19 protein-coding genes and 1 tRNA gene are annotated in these 17,944 nt (G+C 60.7%); 9 read left to right on the plus strand and 11 right to left on the minus strand.

The features are described from left to right. Positions 1-439: 439 nt before the first annotated feature. Both FP2506_RS07205 and FP2506_RS07210 read left to right on the plus strand, forming a co-directional pair. Positions 440-1,888: a D-alanyl-D-alanine carboxypeptidase gene (locus FP2506_RS07205; RefSeq protein WP_007066767.1), complete on the plus strand. Its 1,449-nt coding sequence runs from the start codon at positions 440-442 to the stop codon at positions 1,886-1,888. 96 nt (positions 1,889-1,984) lie between these two features. After that, positions 1,985-2,230, plus strand: coding sequence for a hypothetical protein (locus FP2506_RS07210; RefSeq protein WP_148227499.1), 246 nt, complete (start codon positions 1,985-1,987; stop codon positions 2,228-2,230). A gap of 103 nt (positions 2,231-2,333) precedes the next feature. Here the strand turns inward: FP2506_RS07210 and FP2506_RS07215 are convergent, their stop codons facing one another. Both FP2506_RS07215 and FP2506_RS19345 read right to left on the minus strand, forming a co-directional pair. Beyond that, positions 2,334-2,756 (minus strand): DUF1489 family protein, encoded by a 423-nt coding sequence (locus FP2506_RS07215; protein ID WP_007066769.1) that lies wholly within the window; start codon positions 2,754-2,756, stop codon positions 2,334-2,336. A 120-nt stretch (positions 2,757-2,876) separates the two neighbouring features. Further along, positions 2,877-3,008 (minus strand): hypothetical protein, encoded by a 132-nt coding sequence (locus FP2506_RS19345; protein ID WP_007066770.1) that lies wholly within the window; start codon positions 3,006-3,008, stop codon positions 2,877-2,879. 309 nt (positions 3,009-3,317) lie between these two features. Between FP2506_RS19345 and FP2506_RS07220 the strand changes: the two genes are divergently transcribed. Beyond that, the gene (locus tag FP2506_RS07220) at positions 3,318-4,025 is read left to right on the plus strand and encodes a DUF599 domain-containing protein (RefSeq protein WP_007066771.1); all 708 of its coding nucleotides are present in this window, start codon (positions 3,318-3,320) and stop codon (positions 4,023-4,025) included. Beyond that, positions 4,022-4,306, plus strand: coding sequence for a DUF3253 domain-containing protein (locus tag FP2506_RS07225; RefSeq protein ID WP_007066772.1), 285 nt, complete (start codon positions 4,022-4,024; stop codon positions 4,304-4,306). Before FP2506_RS07220 ends, FP2506_RS07225 begins: the two co-directional genes overlap by 4 nt. Before the next feature lie 8 nt (positions 4,307-4,314). Here the strand turns inward: FP2506_RS07225 and FP2506_RS07230 are convergent, their stop codons facing one another. From FP2506_RS07230 to FP2506_RS07240, 3 genes are read right to left on the minus strand one after another with little or no spacing between them, the layout of a single operon-like run. Then, the gene (locus FP2506_RS07230) at positions 4,315-5,127 is read right to left on the minus strand and encodes a YdcF family protein (protein ID WP_007066773.1); all 813 of its coding nucleotides are present in this window, start codon (positions 5,125-5,127) and stop codon (positions 4,315-4,317) included. Positions 5,128-5,134: 7 nt separating this feature from the next. After that, a complete protein-coding gene (locus FP2506_RS07235; protein WP_007066774.1) occupies positions 5,135-6,499 on the minus strand; it encodes a mechanosensitive ion channel family protein in 1,365 nt (454 codons plus the stop codon). Further along, on the minus strand, positions 6,499-7,329 hold the full coding sequence (locus FP2506_RS07240; protein WP_007066775.1) for an aldo/keto reductase: 831 nt from the start codon (positions 7,327-7,329) through the stop codon (positions 6,499-6,501). The genes FP2506_RS07235 and FP2506_RS07240 overlap by 1 nt, the downstream gene beginning before the upstream one ends. Positions 7,330-7,429: 100 nt before the next feature. Between FP2506_RS07240 and FP2506_RS07245 the strand changes: the two genes are divergently transcribed. Beyond that, complete coding sequence (locus FP2506_RS07245) at positions 7,430-8,446, plus strand: heparan-alpha-glucosaminide N-acetyltransferase (RefSeq protein WP_148227500.1); 1,017 nt, start codon at positions 7,430-7,432, stop codon at positions 8,444-8,446. Positions 8,447-8,473: 27 nt separating this feature from the next. Here the strand turns inward: FP2506_RS07245 and FP2506_RS07250 are convergent, their stop codons facing one another. From FP2506_RS07250 to FP2506_RS07260, 3 genes are all read right to left on the minus strand, one after another. Continuing rightward, positions 8,474-8,869, minus strand: coding sequence for a MerR family transcriptional regulator (locus tag FP2506_RS07250; RefSeq protein WP_007066777.1), 396 nt, complete (start codon positions 8,867-8,869; stop codon positions 8,474-8,476). Positions 8,870-9,086: 217 nt separating this feature from the next. Further along, positions 9,087-10,499, minus strand: a complete 1,413-nt coding sequence (mgtE, locus tag FP2506_RS07255; RefSeq protein WP_007066778.1) for a magnesium transporter — start codon at positions 10,497-10,499, stop codon at positions 9,087-9,089. 194 nt (positions 10,500-10,693) lie between these two features. Further along, positions 10,694-10,778 (minus strand) — tRNA-Leu (locus FP2506_RS07260). A 179-nt stretch (positions 10,779-10,957) separates the two neighbouring features. On the opposite strand from FP2506_RS07260, the gene lipB reads away from it, so the two are divergent. Then, the gene (gene lipB, locus FP2506_RS07265) at positions 10,958-11,728 is read left to right on the plus strand and encodes a lipoyl(octanoyl) transferase LipB (protein ID WP_007066779.1); all 771 of its coding nucleotides are present in this window, start codon (positions 10,958-10,960) and stop codon (positions 11,726-11,728) included. 4 nt (positions 11,729-11,732) lie between these two features. On the opposite strand, the gene FP2506_RS07270 is transcribed toward lipB, so the two are convergent. Further along, complete coding sequence (locus FP2506_RS07270) at positions 11,733-11,993, minus strand: acylphosphatase (RefSeq protein ID WP_007066780.1); 261 nt, start codon at positions 11,991-11,993, stop codon at positions 11,733-11,735. 243 nt (positions 11,994-12,236) lie between these two features. On the opposite strand from FP2506_RS07270, the gene FP2506_RS07275 reads away from it, so the two are divergent. Then, on the plus strand, positions 12,237-12,425 hold the full coding sequence (locus tag FP2506_RS07275; protein WP_007066781.1) for a hypothetical protein: 189 nt from the start codon (positions 12,237-12,239) through the stop codon (positions 12,423-12,425). Between the two features lie 182 nt (positions 12,426-12,607). Here the strand turns inward: FP2506_RS07275 and FP2506_RS17940 are convergent, their stop codons facing one another. Further along, positions 12,608-14,686 carry a glycosyltransferase family 2 protein gene (locus FP2506_RS17940; protein ID WP_007066782.1) on the minus strand — a complete coding sequence of 693 codons (2,079 nt, stop codon included), beginning with the start codon at positions 14,684-14,686 and terminating at the stop codon, positions 12,608-12,610. A 45-nt stretch (positions 14,687-14,731) separates the two neighbouring features. On the opposite strand from FP2506_RS17940, the gene FP2506_RS07285 reads away from it, so the two are divergent. Continuing rightward, entirely contained in the window at positions 14,732-15,628 is an 897-nt protein-coding gene (locus FP2506_RS07285) for a transporter substrate-binding domain-containing protein (protein WP_007066783.1), read from the plus strand. Between the two features lie 26 nt (positions 15,629-15,654). On the opposite strand, the gene FP2506_RS07290 is transcribed toward FP2506_RS07285, so the two are convergent. Further along, positions 15,655-16,068, minus strand: a complete 414-nt coding sequence (locus FP2506_RS07290; protein ID WP_007066784.1) for a tellurite resistance TerB family protein — start codon at positions 16,066-16,068, stop codon at positions 15,655-15,657. A 229-nt stretch (positions 16,069-16,297) separates the two neighbouring features. On the opposite strand from FP2506_RS07290, the gene FP2506_RS07295 reads away from it, so the two are divergent. Beyond that, entirely contained in the window at positions 16,298-17,938 is a 1,641-nt protein-coding gene (locus tag FP2506_RS07295; protein WP_007066786.1) for a lysine--tRNA ligase, read from the plus strand. The last annotated feature ends 6 nt before the right edge of the window (positions 17,939-17,944 follow it).

A 17,944-nucleotide genomic window follows, 5' to 3' on the forward strand; every position in this document is an offset into this window, starting at 1 on the left:
ATTCAAATCGGCAGCTTAGGAAAGCTTACGCGGAAACTTGTCGCTTCCGCTGCCTGCTTGACCAACAAGCTATGCTGCACTGCACAAAAACGCAAGGGGCCTACCCAAATTTTTCTGCCTTTGCGTTAGACAACGATAGGCAGCCGCCCGCCGCACCCGCTTCCGTCCATGCTCACCATCGCCTTCACTCGGCCAGTCGGGTTTTCTCGGCGCGCTTGGCAAGCATTGTGCAGGAAATCTGCTTCCAGGGATACGCGCAATGGTCACGATGTCGGGAAGCTCTCAGCAACCATAAACGGATTGGTAAGCTCGAAATTCTAATCTCGCGCACAACAAGGGATCGTCCCGTCGTGCGGAATTGACAAATGTTTTCAACCCGCACGCCGAGGCCGTCCCGTCCATCGAGACCATGGGTTTCCGCGTGAGAGTAATTCCGAGTATGCGTCAGGTGTGGGGCCGGGCCCGAATCGTCGGCATCGTAGCGCTTGGTGCGGCCGCCGTTCTTGCTATGCCAATGCAGGCAAATGCCAACGCGAAATATGCAGGTTTCGTGATCGATGCCAATAACGGCAAGGTGCTCTATGAGGACCGAGCGGACGAATACCGTTATCCGGCGTCGCTCACGAAGATGATGACGCTCTATCTCACCTTCGACGCGCTTTCGAAGAAGCGGATATCTCTCACCGACAAGATGCCTGTCTCCCGCTATGCGGCTGGCCGACCGCCCACGAAGATCGGCGTTCCTGCTGGTAAGACGCTCCAGGTCGAGGAAGCGATCTATTCACTGGTCACGAAATCGGCCAACGATGCATCCGTGACACTCGCCGAATATCTCGCCGGGTCCGAAAGCTCCTTCGCAGAGATGATGACGCGGACGGCGCACAAGCTCGGCATGACCAAGACGACCTACAAGAACGCGAACGGCCTCCCGGACAGCGGACAGCGCACCACGGCTCGCGACCAGGCCAAGCTCGGAATCGCGCTTCGGGAGCACTTCCCGCAGTACTACAAGTACTTCTCTACCCGTTCGTACAGCTTTCGCGGCCGGCGGCTCGGCAATCACAATCGGGTGCTGGGCCGCATGACAGGCGTCGACGGCATCAAGACAGGCTACATCAATGCCTCCGGGTTCAACCTCGTCTCCTCAATCAAGCGCGACGGCAAGAGCCTTGTCGCCGTCGTCATGGGCGGTCGCTCCGGCCGTTCTCGTGACAACCACATGGTCGACCTCCTGCAGCGCACCCTGCCAAAAGCGAGCCGCAGTGACACAGGTGCGTTGATCGCTGCTCGTCCGAACACTGACGCCGGCCTCACGGTGGCATCCGTCGGCGTATTGCCGAAGACCGGCCCGATGCCGGATATGCGCCCGGCGCAGGTGCTTTCTGCCGATGAACGGATCGCTCTGGCCTACGAAACTTCGGCCGGCGAAGCAGGATCCCTGCCCCAACCTACCTCGCGACCGGTCCGCGGCCGCCAGGCACTCGCCAACGCTCTCGTCGGTGAGAATCGCTCCCAGAAGCTCCTGATCCCTGCCGCAAGTGCGGCGAACGCCCTCGCGGCGCCGGTTCCGAGCAACCGCGATATCGACCCGACCTATACCGGCTCGATTGGATCGCGCGCCGCGGCGCCGGCGTCACCGAATTCTGCTTGGGTCGTGCAGATCGCTGCCTCGCCGGACGTCGAGACCGCGACCGGGCTCTTGGCAGAGGCCAAGCGCAAGGTCGGATCCCCGCTGGCGTCGGCCCAGCCCTTCACCGAACCGGTCAGCAAAGGAACGCAGACGCTCCACCGCGCCCGCTTCGCCGGCTTCGAGACGAAGGATTCCGCTTGGGACGCCTGTGCAGCCCTGAAGCGCGCCGACTACGCCTGCTACGCGGTCGCCCGCTGACGGCAATCTGCGATTAGTCCCAAAGGCGTGAGACCGATGGTCCCGCGCTTTCTTTCCCAACCGCCCCGGTTCCTGCTTTCGGAAGGGATTTCATTCATGTCGCTCGAACAGATCAGCGCCCTCACCGGCCAGCCGCGCTCCAGCAATGTTCAGCCCTTTGGCGAACTCCGCGATATGCGGTCGCTTCGCTCGCGGCTCAATCCAAAGGAGCTGGTCGATCTTCTCCTGTCCCACGGCGCTCGGGCATGGCGAGCTTCCCAGCCGGTCTCGCGATCACGGCTCAAGGTGACCGGCATCGAAGGGCGGAGCGCAGTCCGCATCTCCTTCGGCCGCACGACTTGATAGGGTCGTCCACCTGACAAGATTCGGCTTCGACTTGAAGCAGAACGCGGGCGCTCCTCTGGGCGCCCGTTCTCTTTGGCGGGATGGTCGCGTTGGGAAGACCCTAAAAGATGCCGAGATCGTTGAGTTCGTCGCGCATCTCGGAAGGAAGCCCGTCGTCTTCCGAGCCGAAAGGGGCATCCGGCGGCGCTTCTTCCGACCGGAGGTAACGCCAGCCCTGGAACGGACGCTTCGGACGACGTTCGGTCCGCGCGAGCACCGGATCGAGCAGAAAGCGGCAACGCGAGATCCCGCTGTCGTCCGTGAAGGGAACGATATCGAGAAGCAGCTGCCGCGCCAGAATCTGGCCCTTGATCACCCAGTAGATCGAGCCCCCGTCGAGGAGCTCGTTTTGTCGTTTGGGAACCATGCGCGTCTGGTGCCAGGTATGATCCGTGCCGGCACTCTGCATGCGTCGTGCGACAAAGTCTTCGAGACTTTCGACCGACTCCGAACCAACGCTAAGCTTAAGGAGGTGAAGCGCCACTAAGGGACCCGCAGCCTTTTAGAGCGGGTTTCGAATGTCGAATGGTAGGAAGTCAAAACTCTTCGTTCGAAGCAGTCCGCGACTTGCCCAGTCGCGAAGCGTACGCTTCCAGTTCTTCGTTCAGCCAGCGGCGACAGCCACGGCGACAGGCTCACCACCCGCGAAGAGAAAACCGAGTGCGAGAAACGCTGCGAACACGGCAACCGTCCAAACGGTCACACCCCAGCGCGAGGTATTAACGCTATCGTCCATGAGTCCAGAAACCCCAGAAATTCTACCCCCAACCGGCGATCTACGTTTCCCCGCGCAGATCCGGCGAAGCCGTTAATTAGACGTTAATCCAGAGTGCTGCAAGAGCCTCAGGTTTGCGTGTCGCTAGAATCTAGGCGCAAGACCTTACCTCACTCTTGTGCGGCCGGCCTTCCCGGAATTAACCATGTTTGTCAATTGGTTGCAGCCAGAAGCCTTGCGCATACCCGCTATGCAAGTCGCAAGATCCGGCAGTGAAGCCTCGGCGTTTTCCGCCTAGCCGTCACCTTCCTGCATCGCTATTCAGGAACGATGTTTCCCGACTGGACCGACATCGCGGCGCTAGCCGTCTACCTCGCCATCTGGATCGGCTACAACTGGATCACCGACGCGATGGCGCGATCTGGAAGGAGCCTTTCCTCGCTGATGAACCGCGAGCGCGCCCGCTGGATCCGCACCGCCCTTTCCCGCGATCTGAGGATGATCGATACGGCCGTACTCTCCTCGCTTCAGCAGGGAACCGGTTTCTTCGCCTCCGCCTGCATCTTCGCAATCGGTGGCTGCTTTGCGCTGCTGGGATCTGCCGAGGTGATATCCGAGATCTCGGCCGACATCTCCATTGCGGGAACCGCAGACAGGGTGCTGGTCGAGATCAAGCTTCTCGGCCTCGTCGTGATCTTCGCCTACGGCTTCTTCAAGTTCGCCTGGTCCTATCGGCTGTTCAATTACTGCGCGATCCTGATCGGGGCGCTCCCCATGCGTTCCGACGCCGAGACCGAGCCCGAAGTCGCAAAGGACGCGCTCGACAGAGCCGTCGCCATGAACGTCGTCGCCGGTCACAATTTCAATGCCGGACTGCGGGCCATCTTCTTCGCACTGGCCTATCTCGGTTGGTTCCTCGGCCCCTACGTGCTTATCGCATCGACCGTGTTCGTCGTCGCCATTATCGCCAACCGGCAATTCCGGTCGCCTGCGGTCAAGGCGCTGCGCGATTTCAGTAGCCAGAAGCCGAACGAATGAGCGACGCGACACAGGCCGATATTACGCAGACGATCCTCGAACTTTGCGCCGAGCGCGGTACGAAGAAGACTGCTTGCCCAACCGAAGTCGCCCGCCTGCTGGCTGGTTCGAACGAGGCAGATTGGCGCAAGCTGATGCCCGCGATCCGGCAAGAGGCGATCAGGCTCGCCAAGGCAGACCGAATCGTCATCAAGCGGAAGGGCAAGCCGGTCGATCCGGACGACTTCAAGGGCATCTACCGCCTGGCGATTGCCCGAATGGAAGCGAAGGACGGCGGATAAAGGATCCGCTATCGCGGAACGCTGGGCTCAGGTCCCGGCACCAGACTGTCCGTCCGCCCCGCCGCCCAATATGCAGCTAGGCCGATATATTCGCGAATCGCGAAATGCACCTTTTCGAGATTGCGCGTCGTCGCCGTCGACGGTCGCCAGACGTCGGCGCCTTCGGGCGTCCGATAGTCCACCGGATACGGCACGACATCGAACCCTACGGTTCTGAAGCAGCCCATCGCGCGCGGCATGTGGTAGGCCGAGGTGACGAGCAGCCAGGTCTCGCCCGGCTGCGGGTCGGCCAGCGCCTTGGCGTAGACGGCGTTCTCAAACGTGTCGCGCGCCTTGCCGTCGAGTTTCAGCCGATTGGGATCGAGGCCAAGGCCCAGATAGAACTGTTCGGCCGATTGGGTCTCCGGAATATCTTCGCGAAAAGCCGCCGCGACACCGCCTGAAAACAGGACGTCTGCCCCCGGATAGGTCCGCGCCAGCGCCACCGACACGCTCGCACGATCCGCCGCCTCGTTGAGTTCGATGACCCCTCGCGTGCGGGCGACGCGCGTATCGAACGCACCGCCGAGGACGATGATGCCGTCCACCTCGGCCGGCATCGGCACCGGTCGTTCGAAGCGGTTCTCCAGATATGCCGTCATCGCGAGACCCAGCGGCGAGACGCTCACGATGGCGAGCGACAGCGCGGCGAGAACGAAGAAGCTCTTTCCGGTCCTGCGGAACCCGAACAGGAAGGCGATCCAACCCGCGAATGCGACGAGAATGATCGCGACCAGCGGCTGAAGGACGAACCAGCCGATCTTGGCAAGATAGAAGAACATGCCCTGGTTACTGGCCGCTCGACCCGTCCTCCGGCTCCCGACGCGATCGTCTGAGGAGTTCGAGATCGGCGTCGGAAACACCGAGGTCGACGGGCGTGCGCATGATGATCTCGCGGTGCGGGAATGGAATATTGATTCCGGCCTCTTTGAACGCGTCCCACAACGCGATCAAGACTTGTCCCTTCACGTTGACGATACCCGCCGGCGCATCCTTGATCCAGAAACGGATGATAAAATCGATCGATGAGGAGCCGAAGGCGGTCATCCAGCACACGACGCCGCGATGGGCGACGACCCGATCAACGGTGAGCGCGGCTTCTTTAGCGATCTCGATCACCTGATGCGGATCGGAATTGTAGGAAACGCCGAATTCCACGTCGACGCGGACGAGATCGTTCGAGAACGACCAGTTGATCACCTTGTTGGTGATGAAGTCCTCGTTCGGGATCAGGTATTCCTTCCCGTCGCGCGTGACGACGGAGACGAAGCGGGCTCGCAGTTCCCGGATCCAGCCGAAGGTGTTGTCGAGCGAGATCGTGTCGCCCGGTTTGATCGAGCGGTCGAGGAGAATGATGATGCCGGAGATGAAGTTCGAGACCACCTTCTGAAGACCGAAGCCCAGGCCGACGCCGATCGCACCGGATAAGACGGTCAGCGCGGTCAGGTCGACGCCGACGGCGGCGAGCGAGATCGCGAGCGAGAGGAGGATCAGCCCGATCTTCAGGAACTTGCCGATCAGCACCCTAAGTGTCGGCGTCAGTTCCTCCGATCTCTGCACCCGGCCGTCGAGATAGCGCCCCACGAGGCTCGCCACCCACAGCGTTATGGCAAGAACCAGAATCGTCTTGATGAAGACGAGCGCCGAGATTCGGTTCTCTCCGACGAAAATCGCCGCCGAATCGAGGACTCGGGTCAATGGCTGCAGAAGGCCGAGGATCGAAAGAGCGGCCGTGCCCCAGGCGATCCACGTGATCGACCGTGACAGGAGCCGGTTGCGCACCAGCCGCGAGGCGACCGAGATGACGAGTAGCGCCAGCGCGAGATTGAAGACGATCGTGACGATCTGGCTGCGTGGCCCGCCCGCGCTGACGTCGAGCAGCGTAGTCAGGAAAAGAAAGAGGACGAAGAAAACGAGGCGCATCCGCCGCCGAACGGCGACAACGATTCGCAGAACGCCAGGCGCCCCTTTGATCTTCCGTGCCTGGTCCTCAATCGGTTTGCGCGTCGCCCGGTCGGCGAGAAACGCAAGGATGTAGCAGACGATGACTGCCGCCACCTGTGCCAACTGGGACGGCTGGTAGAAGAAGGCGAGCGCGTTCTGACCTTCGTCGAGGACGTCCTGCCAGAGCCGCGCAAGCCGCTCCATCTCCATCAATCGCGATCCCAGACCGGCGCGAAGGAGGGATCGATCAGGCGCCCGTCCGGGCTCTGCAGAGCGGAGATCGCCTCGGTCTCCTCAGGCGTGAGCGCGATGTCGAAGACGTCGATGTTCTCACTAAGACGATTGGGATTCGAGGTGCGCGGGATCGCACCGACGCCGTCTTGGCTCATGTGCCAGGCGAGAACGATCTGCGCCGGCGATTTGCCATGCGCTTCAGCCGCCCGCAGGATCGGTTCCGCCTTCAGAAGGTCACCGCCCTTGCCGATCGGCGAATAGGCGATTATCGCCGCATCGTTAGCTCGGCATGCCTCGTGAACGCTGCGTTGGCTCAGGTGCGGGTGGTACTCGACTTGATTGCAGACAAGCGGCGCATTCGACATGGATGCCGCCTCACGAAACAGCGCACTCGGGAAATTCGCGACCCCGATGAACTTCGTGAGCCCTTCGGAGATCGTCTCGTTCAGGGCGTCGATGCTTTCCTCGAGCGCGATGTCCGGATTGGGCCAGTGGATAAGCATGAGATCGACGGCCCCGATGCCGAGATCGTCGATACTCCGGCGCGCAGAATCGAGCAACTTCTCGCGGGAAATATCGGTCCACCAGACCTTGGTCGTGACGAAGAGGTCGTTACGGGCGACTCCACTCTGGCGTATGCCCTCGCCGACCTCCCGTTCGTTGTCGTACATTTTAGCATCGTCGATGTGGCGATAGCCGACCTCGATCGCCTTTGCGACGATGTCGGTGCACGTTTGCCCCTTGAGCGTGTAGGTACCTAACCCGAGGGCGGGGATGGACGCGCCGTGCGCCTCGATCTTTTTCATGAAGTAGTCTCGTATCCGGTTGGTTTTCGCCGGGGCTTCCGGCTTCCTCGCAAAGAAGATAGGCAAAGGCCGGATCGGTCCAGAACGAGAACCAGGCGCTATGACGGACCTGAAGCGAAATTCTACGTCGAACGCCAGCAATATAGCCGCCGAATCGGCGCCAGCCGAACGCGGGCGTATCGACACAATCGACGTCGCGCGGGCGATCGCGCTCATCGCCATGGCGATCTACCACTTCGCCTGGGATCTCGACAATTTCGGCTACGTCACCCGAGGTATGGCGACCAGCGGTGGCTGGATGGTCTTCGCGCGCTGCATCGCCTCGAGCTTTCTCTTCCTCGTCGGCTTCAGCCTGATCCTCGCGCACGCCAAGGGCATCCGCTGGCGCCCGTTCGGCATACGCCTCGCACAGATTATCGCAAGCGCTCTCGCGATCACCGTCGTGACCATGGTCGTAACGCCGGACAGCTTCGTCTTCTTCGGCATTCTCCACCACATCGCTTTCGCATCTTTGGCCGGGCTTCTCTTCATCCGTATGCCGTGGCCGCTTACCCTGGCCCTCGGCATCGTCGTGATCGTGCTTCCGCTTTTCTTCCGGAGCGCGGCTCTCGATCCGGCCTATCTCGTCTGGATCGGGCTCAACGAGAAAGCACCCTTCTCGAACGACTTCGTGCCGGTCTTCCCGTTCTTCGGCGTGGCGCTTCTAGGGATTGCGGCGGGGCGGGCGACGGTCGACCATCAACTTCTGCGCTTTGTCCGGAGCACCGATACTTATCTCGGGCCGCTTCGCTGGACCGCAGTGCTCGGCCGTCATTCGCTCGCCTTCTACCTCCTCCACCAGCCGATCCTGTTTGGACTTGTGTTCCTGACGACGTTTGTCGCTCCGCCCGATCCTGAGGCGTCCTTCGCACGCGACTGTCGGCAGACCTGCCTTGCCACGCAGGACGAAGCGTTCTGCGCGCGCTACTGCGGCTGCGCGCGTGACGCTCTTGTCGCTGATGACTTACTCGCCGCATTGATGGCTGGAGGGCTCGACGAGACTCAGAGGCAAAGCGTCGGTCAGATCACCGAGCGCTGCTCGTTCGAATCGTTCATGGGCAGTCAGGAAGCTCAGTGAAGCTGGGACGCGTGAGTTCGACTGCGTTTACTGGCGCGTCGGCGGCTCCCCAATTTCGGAAAGGCGCTCCTGGCAAGCTTCCTCTGCGGCATCGAGATCGGTCAGCAGTTCGTCAATGTCGCGCCGTTTTAGTTCGAGTTCGGTCCGCCTCTCGCGCAGCTTGACGATGATCGAGTTCAGCTGACCCGCCTCACCGGGCGGCGCCTTGTACATGTCCACAATCTCTCGCAATTCAGCAATCGAGAAGCCGAGCCTTTTGCCCCTCAGAATGTTGCGAAGGAGAGTCCTGTCGGAGGCACGGAAGAGTCGCGTTCGCCCGCGCCGGACTGGATGGATCAACCCTTCGTCCTCGTAGAACCGAATAGTGCGCGTGGATATGTCGAATTCCCGCGTGAGCTCGGTAATTGAATAGAAATCGCTCATCGCCGCCACTCACGCTCCCGATCAAACCGCCGCATGATCGCAGGCTTACGTAAAAGTCAAACGCGCGGTTAAGTCAAATTCTGACTGCTTCGGCGAACGAATAGTTCAATTGCAAGAAGGACAATCTCGCGAATGAAGCGCTCGAATAAGCAGTGCATTTGACCGATCGAGCATTCGCCATACGAGCGGGAAGGGCTTTCCGAATATCGCCGGCGATCTATCCCAGCCCGAACCACCAGGCCGCTAGGCCGAGAAAGGCGAAGAAGCCCACGACGTCCGTAACTGTCGTCACGAAGGTGCCAGAAGCGAGCGCGGGATCGGCACCGAGATTGTCGAGCACCAGCGGGATGAGTATCCCGGCGAGCGCCGCAGCGATCATGTTGACGATCATTGCGATCGCGATCACTTGGCCGAGCCCCGGATTCTGAAACCAGACTGCCGCAACAATACCGATCACGATGGCAAACAGCACACCGTTGAGAAGGCCGATCAGGCTCTCGCGCCGGATGATCCGCCCCGCGTTTCGAAGGTCGATATCCCGCGAGGCGAGCGCCCGCACTGCCACGGTCATTGTCTGCGTCCCCGCATTACCGCCCATCGAAGCGACGATCGGCATCAGCACCGCGAGCGCCACCATCTGCTGGATCGTCGCGTCGAACAGCCCGATGACCAGCGAGGCAAGTATCGCCGTCGCGAGGTTCACCATCAGCCAGGTGAAGCGCGATCGAACCGCCGTCAGGACGGTATCGGAAATCTCTTCGTCGCCGACGCCGCCAAGACGCTTGATGTCCTCTTCGGCCTCGGCCTGAACGATGTCGATCACGTCGTCGATGGTCAGAACGCCGACGAGCCGCTCGCCCTGATCGACGACCGCCGCCGAGAGCAGGTCGTACTGTTCGATGATCTGAGCAGCCTCTTCCTGGTCCATCTCGGCCGGGATCGCGTGCCGCGTATCGTGCATGATGTCTTCGATCTTCTCGGGGCGTTTAGCCCGGAGAATGCGGTCGAGTTCCACAGCGCCGATCAGCTTCAGCATCGGATCGACAACAAAGATCTGCGCGAAGGAGGTCGGAAGGTCTTCGTCCTCGCGCATGTAGTCGATGGTCTGGCCCACCGACCAATAAGGCGGCACCGCGACGAACTCCGTCTGCATGCGCCGGCCTGCCGACTCTTCCGGATACTCGAGCGAACGCCGCAGCCGCATGCGCTCGCGGAAGGGGAGCGCCGCGAGAATCTCCTTGCGATCCTCCTCCTCGATGTCTTCCAGAATATAGACAGCATCGTCGGAATCGAGTTCGCCGAGAGCCGCCGCGATCTGCGGGTTGGGCATTGCCTCGACAATCGAGAGACGTATTGCCTCGTCGACCTCCGTCAGCGCCGCATAATCGAAATCCTCGCCGAGCAGACTCACCAACCCCTGGCGCGGCGTGGCATCGACAGTTTCGAGGATGTCGCCGAGTTCGGACTCGTGCAGCGGCTCGACGAGCGATTTTAGCGTCGCGGCGTCCTCGGCCTCGACCAGCGCCTCGATGCGCTTCAGAAAATCGCTATCGACGAAACCGTCCTCGTCGTAGATGCCGAGATCGCGTGCCTGATCGGACCTGCGCCGGGTCTCCAAAGTTTCAGCCATGGCACCCTCCCTGCCCGGCCGTGCGGCACTCGCCCGGCATTCGTAAAAGGCTCTAGAGGGATTCGCAGGTCAGGAAAAGGTTTGAGAAGGACGCGGCGCTACGCGGGACGGCTTTCTCACAAGGCCTCTCGAAGGCCTGCGCGAACCACGCTTTGCGCACGTGCGGACGTCTCTATTGATACTTCAAGGAATAATGGTGCGGTCGAGAAGACTCGAACTTCCACGGGTTGCCCCACAGCGACCTCAACGCTGCGCGTCTACCAATTCCGCCACGACCGCACGCCGTGTCCGAAGCGCTGGTTCGGCTTCGGTGAGCGGGCATGTAACAAGAGTTCTTGCCGCCCGCAAGTGCCATCGTCGCCGCTTTGCAATCGTTTCTCGGTCACCCTTGCGACCGCGTTTCGGCTAGGCCGCCGGTCCCCTGTCGGAGCCCGCGCAATCGGCCTATCTTGCGCCGCATGACCGTAACGACAGCCAACTTTGCGCCATCGCCCGCCCCGCGTCTCGCGACGTTGACAACGACGTTTTTCGCTGCAGAGGGCGCACCACCCGTCGGCTGGACAATTCTCGACGGTCTTACCGACTATGCCACAGCTCTGGCCTTGATGGACCGACGGGTCGCCGAGATCGACGCCGGAGCGGCCCCGGAGACTGTCTTCCTCGTCGAACATCCGCCGCTTTATACCGCCGGAACGAAGGCTAACGCCGCCGATCTGGTCGATGCGACACGCTTTCCCGTCTATGAAGCCGGGCGCGGCGGCGAATACACCTATCATGGGCCTGGCCAGCGGGTCGCCTATGTCTGTCTCGATCTGAAACGACGACGTCAGGATATCCGCGCCTTTGTCGCCGCTCTCGAAGCGTGGATCATTTCTACACTCAGGGAATTTCAGATCGTCGGAGAGCGCCGCGAGGATCGTGTCGGCGTCTGGGTTGAGCAGCCCGAACGGCCGCCGCTCATGGACGGATCGTCAGCCGAGGACAAGATCGCCGCCATCGGTATCCGGGTCCGCAAATGGGTGACCTTTCACGGCATCTCGCTCAACGTAGATCCGGACCTCACCCATTTTTCGGGTATCGTCCCCTGCGGCGTGCGTAATCACGGCGTCACGAGCCTCGCCGACCTCGGACATGTCGTCTCTATGCCGGAGGTCGACATCCTGCTGCGACGCCATTTCGAGACGATCTTCGGGGCAACGTCGAAACTTGGCCTACCCGACCCGGCATGACCGCTCAGGCGGTCGGCCGGATCTCGAAGGCGCCCGAATGCCGCTCTTCGGACTCGCTCGCCTCCACCCGTTCGACCTTGGCCATCGACGGGCCATTTTCGACTTCGTCCCGAAAGGCTTCGACGGCTTCGCGGTTTCCCGATACCGATATCTCGACCGTTTGATCGCGCCGGTTCCGGCACCAGCCTGACACCCCATGAGATTGGGCCATTCGCTGCGTCCAGTCGCGGAAGCCAACACCTTGGACCCGACCATGAACGATCATTCGGTAGCCAATGCTCGCCACTTTAATAGCCCCGCGCGCCTGTCGAACAGGTCTGGAAACATAGCGAGTCCAGCGGTGAAATCGATGGAAACGTCGATTGGCGAGGCGTGCGATAGCCCGAAGATGAACGATATTTATAGCACTGCAGCAAAGCTTTCGCTCGCGCGGACAGCGTTAATGTTGTAGGGTCGTTGGATCAGGCGACGAGGGGGACATCGTCGCCAGCGGCACGAGGCCTTCATCATGACGAATGAAGAAGTGACGACCTCCCGTGTGCAAGAGCCGGGTCTAGAATCTGTTGCGCTGGACCACGACGTCGCGACTATGATTTCGCGTCTGCGTGAAGACAACGAGGCGCTCCGAAAGCTGAACTCGGCCCTCCATCAGGATATGGCAAGGGCCGCCTGCCATTCCGTAGAGCATGCAGGCTGAAGTCGCCTCCATGGCATCACGGACTCGGGGCTTCCTTCGGTGCCCAACCTCGAGAGTTTCGCCGAAACCAGAGACTATTTACGGCGTCTGGCGATAACTCGCCGATCGCCTGACGCGTCATTTACGCGCTGGATTGGTCGATAAACTACAGCACACTTCACTGCTTGGCTTTCGCAGATGAACTAACGCTGCCCCGACCTAAGCTCACCCGGCACGGCGATGTCGAAGATCGGCTCCATTCGGTGCCGAGGGTCGAGTTTGTCGGCGCGCGATGCGAGACCATGCGCCGTCTTCTCCCAGGCATGCGGATTCTTGAACAGCTGGAATAGCCCGCGGTAGGCGGCGACTGACACACACAGCCAATAGATCGGAACGAACGGCAGCCACTTCACGCAAGGGCGTAGCTCGGAGGTGCCCATTCCCCGAAGTGTCAGCGCAAGAAAGCTGAGATACCCGCCGACGAAGATCGCAAGATCGAGAACGAGGAGCGCTGTTGCGGAGGTCCGCTCCCAACCTGTCGACCACTGCAGCCAGATCGTAAAACCGATCAGGCCGAACGCCAGCGGAAGCAGAAGCGCTGCAGTGATCATGCCATGGAAGAGCAACTGAAAAACGACGAAGCGTTTGACGCCGAGTTCCCGCATCAGAAGCATCGGATGGCGCATGTGTACGGCATAAGTCTGAACCCAGCCCTTGAGCCATCGTGTCCTTTGCGGCACCCAGACCGAAACGGTCTCGGGGGCGTCTTCGAGGGTTGGCGAGGAGATCGTCTCGATGTCGTAGCCCGCCCGTTTCAAGCGCATCCCGAGATCGGCGTCCTCGGTCACATTATGCGAGTCCCAACCGCCGACCTCGCGCAATACCGCGACCTTGAAATGATTGCTTGTGCCCCCGAGCGGGATGGGAAGACGGTGCCTGGCCAGCCAAGGCAGGAAAGCCCGAAACAGGCCTGCATATTCCATCGCGAAGATCGATGTCAGCCAGTTCCGGTCTCCGTTGCGAATGACAAGAGGCGCCTGAAGGCAGGCGAGCCTCGCGTCTGAGGCGCGATATCGGTCGTATGCTTCCTCCAACTGCCCGGGATGCGGCTCGTCTTCGGCATCATAGAGAACGAGAAAATCACCTGCCACGATGGGCAGAACATGATTGAGGGCTTTTGGCTTCGTTCTCGGATTGCCGGGCGGCACGAGGATCACCCGATACTGCAGCTTGCCCTCGGTATGCTTCCGGCAGAGTGCAACCGTCGCATGATCGTCCGCTTCGCAAACGAGGAAAACCTCGAGGCAGGATTTTGGCCATTTCAGATTGTCGAGTGCGGAAACCAGACGGGCTACAACCTCCGTTTCTTTGTGGAGCGCGACGACCACCGAGTAGATCGGCGCAGGTCGAGTTCCCCCACCTTTGTTCGGACCGCTTTTCAGCTCAGATGCGATCGTTCCATCCTGCCTTCCGAAGGCGGCAACGGAGCGTAGGCATATCCAGAGGATGAAGCAGAAGGCACTCAGCAGGTGAAAGGTCATCGCGACCTGCCAAAATGACGACATCACCCACCAGACAAGCACGAAGGCCATGGCACCCATTGCGAACCCCTGCCATCCAGTCAGGACTGCGCGGGCCGACTTTTCGGGGCTGGCAGCGGAGAGGCTCAACGTCGCTTTGGCGAAGCGGTCATCGTCACTCTTGGCCGCTTCAATATCGCGAATGGCAGAGAGTGTCGCAACGCGACAATTGCGAGCTAGCAACGGACGTTCTTGCAGCGCACGGACGATGGCCGACAGCTGTTCGATCTTCGGTCGAAGAAAGATCTTTGTCTCCAACCTCGAATCGCAGGTCCATAGTGCTCCGGTGAACGGCGGAGTGGCGTGTCCTGTTGCCGCGACGACTTCGTCGTTCTTCTGCGGAAGTTCGAAGCCGAGGCCCAGTTGCTCTGCAACACAATGGGCATAGTCACGTTCGGAAATGCGCCCGTTGAAAATCAGTTCACGGGCGATGTCCGTCCCGTTCCTACGCGCTACTGCCCATGCTTCCCGTGCCTCGTCATCCGAAAGGCCCAGACGCGAGATAAGCGCCTTGACGACCGGCTCGGAGAGCGGCTCGAAACTTTCAGCAACGGCGGGGCTGCCCGATATCTTCTGAAGATCAACGAGCCCGTCCGGACCGCGCCTTGGCCTCTCGCTTGAACCCGGTGAAATGATCTTGCGGCCTGTTGCAGCAAGAGACTCGACAACATCAACCGAATATACCACCGATGCCCCCACCATCGCGGTCTCATCGAAAAACGCCGAACAGACCGCTGAGGTTGAAGAATGCGCGGAATCAAAGAAAAGATGTACATCCAAATACGCGAGATTTGCGACCTTGCGTCGCGTATTCGCCTACTTTTCGTCTTATGTGTCGCAATTACGGCATCGGCCGGTCCGTCGAGAAGCCAGGACGTCAACCTCCCGAGCTTCATCGATCAGCGCCAGCGCCTCACTCAGCCCGAACTTCCGGATTTGTCACGCCTTCGGTTTCTCACGGCGACCGATTACCCGCCCTTCAATTTTCTCGATGCCCGTGGACGCCTCGTCGGTTTCAACATCGACCTCACCCGCGCAATATGCGTCGAGCTCGATGTCCTGCCGATCTGCCAAATCGAAGCTTTGCCCTTCGGCGAACTCCAGGAAGCGTTGCTCGAAAAACGCGGAGAGGCGATCATCGCCGGCATTGCCATTGACCCACAAAGCCGCAACCGGCTTTCATTTTCACAGTCCTATCTGCGCTTTCCGGCGCGCTTCGTCACGCGTAAGGAAGATCCGATCGCGGCCCCTATCGCAGCCAACCTTTCAGGTCGGGTGATCGGATTGGACGGTGGCAGCGCTCATGAAGCGATGTTTCGCGCCTTTTTTCCTGATGCCCAGGCCCGGGTCTTCGACGACCGCACGACCGCCCTCGATGCCGTAAAATCCGGCGAGGTGGACGCCTATTTCGGAGACGGGATCAGCCTCTCGTTCTGGCTCGAAAGCCCAAGAGCCGACGGTTGCTGCATGTTCTCCGACGGACCCTTCCTGTCGAACCAGTACCTCGGCGAAGGCCTCTCCGTAGCCGTGCGGGCAGAGGATTCCGAACTCGCCGAAGCCATCGACTACGCGCTCGTACAGATCGTCGAAAACGGTACGTTCTCCGAACTTCTCCTGCGCTATTTCCCGGTCAATCCCTGGTAGGCGGGTATGGCGACACTGTTCGAAACTCAGTTCAGCCGGCGATAGCGCACGCGAGCCGAATGCTCGATCGCCCCGGACGTCAGGCGGTCCATGTCGAAGGCATCGCGCAGAATTTCCAGTAGCCTCAATTCGGCCTGCGTAGCGTGGACATCCGCCGAGATCACTTCGACGGCGAGCGCATAGGCCGTTTCGTAGAGACGGGTCGGAACTTTCGCGATCAGGTTTTCGACAATCGCGTCGATGCCGTCGTCGGCAGAGAGCATCCTGGCGTTCTGATCGGCGATTTCGGGAAGCCGCTCGCGAGCGAAGCCCTCGAAGACCGGCAGGAAGGAGATCAGCTCATCGACTTCCCTCAACTCCTTGTCGCTGATTGCACCGTCTGCCGCCGCCGCAGCCAGCATCAGCTGGATCAGAGCATCCTGAGCATGTCCGTCGGACATCGGCTTCCCCTTCTTCCCGGCCGCCCTTGACGGCTCCAAGCTAGGGAACGAAGCTGAAGCGCACAAGGTCGCGTGCTGCCAGATCGCGCGGCAGCGGCTCTCCTGCCAGATTTGCTTCCCCGTTCGGTTTCTCATAAGCCCGTGCGCGAAGCACGGACCGGGCCGCCGTTTTCAACGGCTCTCTTCGGCGTTCGCGCTCTTCCAACGAAAACCGGACGAACAGACTGCCATGAATCCGCCCGTCACTTCGCACCTTGCCGAACTCGCGCTCCAGTCGAACGCCTGGCCCTTCGAAGAGGCCCGCAAGCTTCTGAAACGGTTCGAGGCGGAAGGAATGCCGGAAACGGTGCTGTTCGAAACTGGCTACGGCCCATCTGGCTTGCCGCATATAGGCACCTTCGGCGAGGTCGCCCGGACGACCATGGTGCGTCACGCGTTCTCCGTTTTGACCGAAGGCAAGGTCGCCACCAAACTCATTTGCTTTTCCGACGATATGGACGGTCTTCGCAAGGTGCCGGAGAACATTCCGAACCGGGAGATGATGCTCCAGCATCTCGGCAAGCCGCTGTCGCGCATTCCGGACCCGTTCTCGAACGAATACCCATCCTTCGCCGCGCATAACAATGCTCGGCTGCGCTCCTTCCTGGACACGTTCGGCTTCGAATACGAGTTCGCTTCCGCTACCGATTACTACGCCTCTGGCCGCCTCGATGATACTCTTCTCAAGATGCTTGCGGTCTACGACGACGTGATGGAGATCATCTTGCCGACGCTCGGCCCCGAGCGCCGGGAGACCTATTCACCCTTCCTGCCGGTCCATCCGGTCACCGGAGTGGTGCTTCAGGTACCGATGGTCGATCGGAACGTCGAGAAGGGCACAATCACATATCTGGATCCAGACACCCGCGAGCAGATGGAAACGCCTGTCACAGGCGGTGCGGTGAAGTGCCAGTGGAAGGCAGACTGGGCGCTGCGCTGGGCGGCCCTCGGGGTCGATTACGAGATGGCCGGCAAGGATCTCATCGACTCGGTGAACCTTTCCTCGAAGATCTGCCGCGCCCTCGGATGCCCGCCGCCGGAAGGCTTCAACTACGAGCTCTTCCTCGACGACGGCGGCCAGAAGATCTCCAAGTCGAAAGGCAACGGCCTGACAATCGACGAATGGCTCACCTACGCCTCGCCGAAGAGCCTGTCCTTCTACATGTTCAATAAGCCGAAGGCGGCCAAGAAGCTCTATTTCGACGTGATCCCGAAGGCGGTCGATGACTACTATCAGTTCGTCTCGGCCTATCAGCGGCAGGAGCCGAAGCAGCAGCTTCAAAACCCGGTCTGGCACATCCATTCGGGCAATCCGCCGACCGAGGGCATCAAGGTGCCCTTCGCGATGCTGCTCAATCTCGTCTCGGCTTCAAACGCCTCCAATGCGGAAACCCTGTGGGGCTTCATTTCGCGCTATTATCCGGGCGTGACGCCGGCGAGCGATCCCGAACTCGACCAAATCGTCAGTTATGCGATCCGCTACTACGACGACTTCGTCAAACCGACGAAGCGCTTCCGCGCGCCGGACGCCGTCGAGCGCGATGCCCTTCAAAAGTTCGACTCCAAGCTGGCCGACCTGCCGGCCGACGCCGATGCGGCGACGATCCAGAACGCCCTCCTCGACGTAGCTCGGCCGATCGAGCGCTATCAGGATGCAAAGAAAACGGGCCCCGACGGCGGACCGGGCGTTTCCGGCGAATGGTTTCAGGCGCTCTATCAGGTCCTACTCGGCCAGGAGAAGGGACCGCGGTTCGGCTCCTTCATCGCACTCTACGGGATTGCCGAGACCCGCAAGATGATCGCGGATGCCCTCGCCGGCAAATTTTCTTGACGCCGA

The sequence above is a fragment of the Fulvimarina pelagi HTCC2506 genome (genome assembly GCF_000153705.1).
GTDB classification, from domain to species: domain Bacteria; phylum Pseudomonadota; class Alphaproteobacteria; order Rhizobiales; family Rhizobiaceae; genus Fulvimarina; species Fulvimarina pelagi.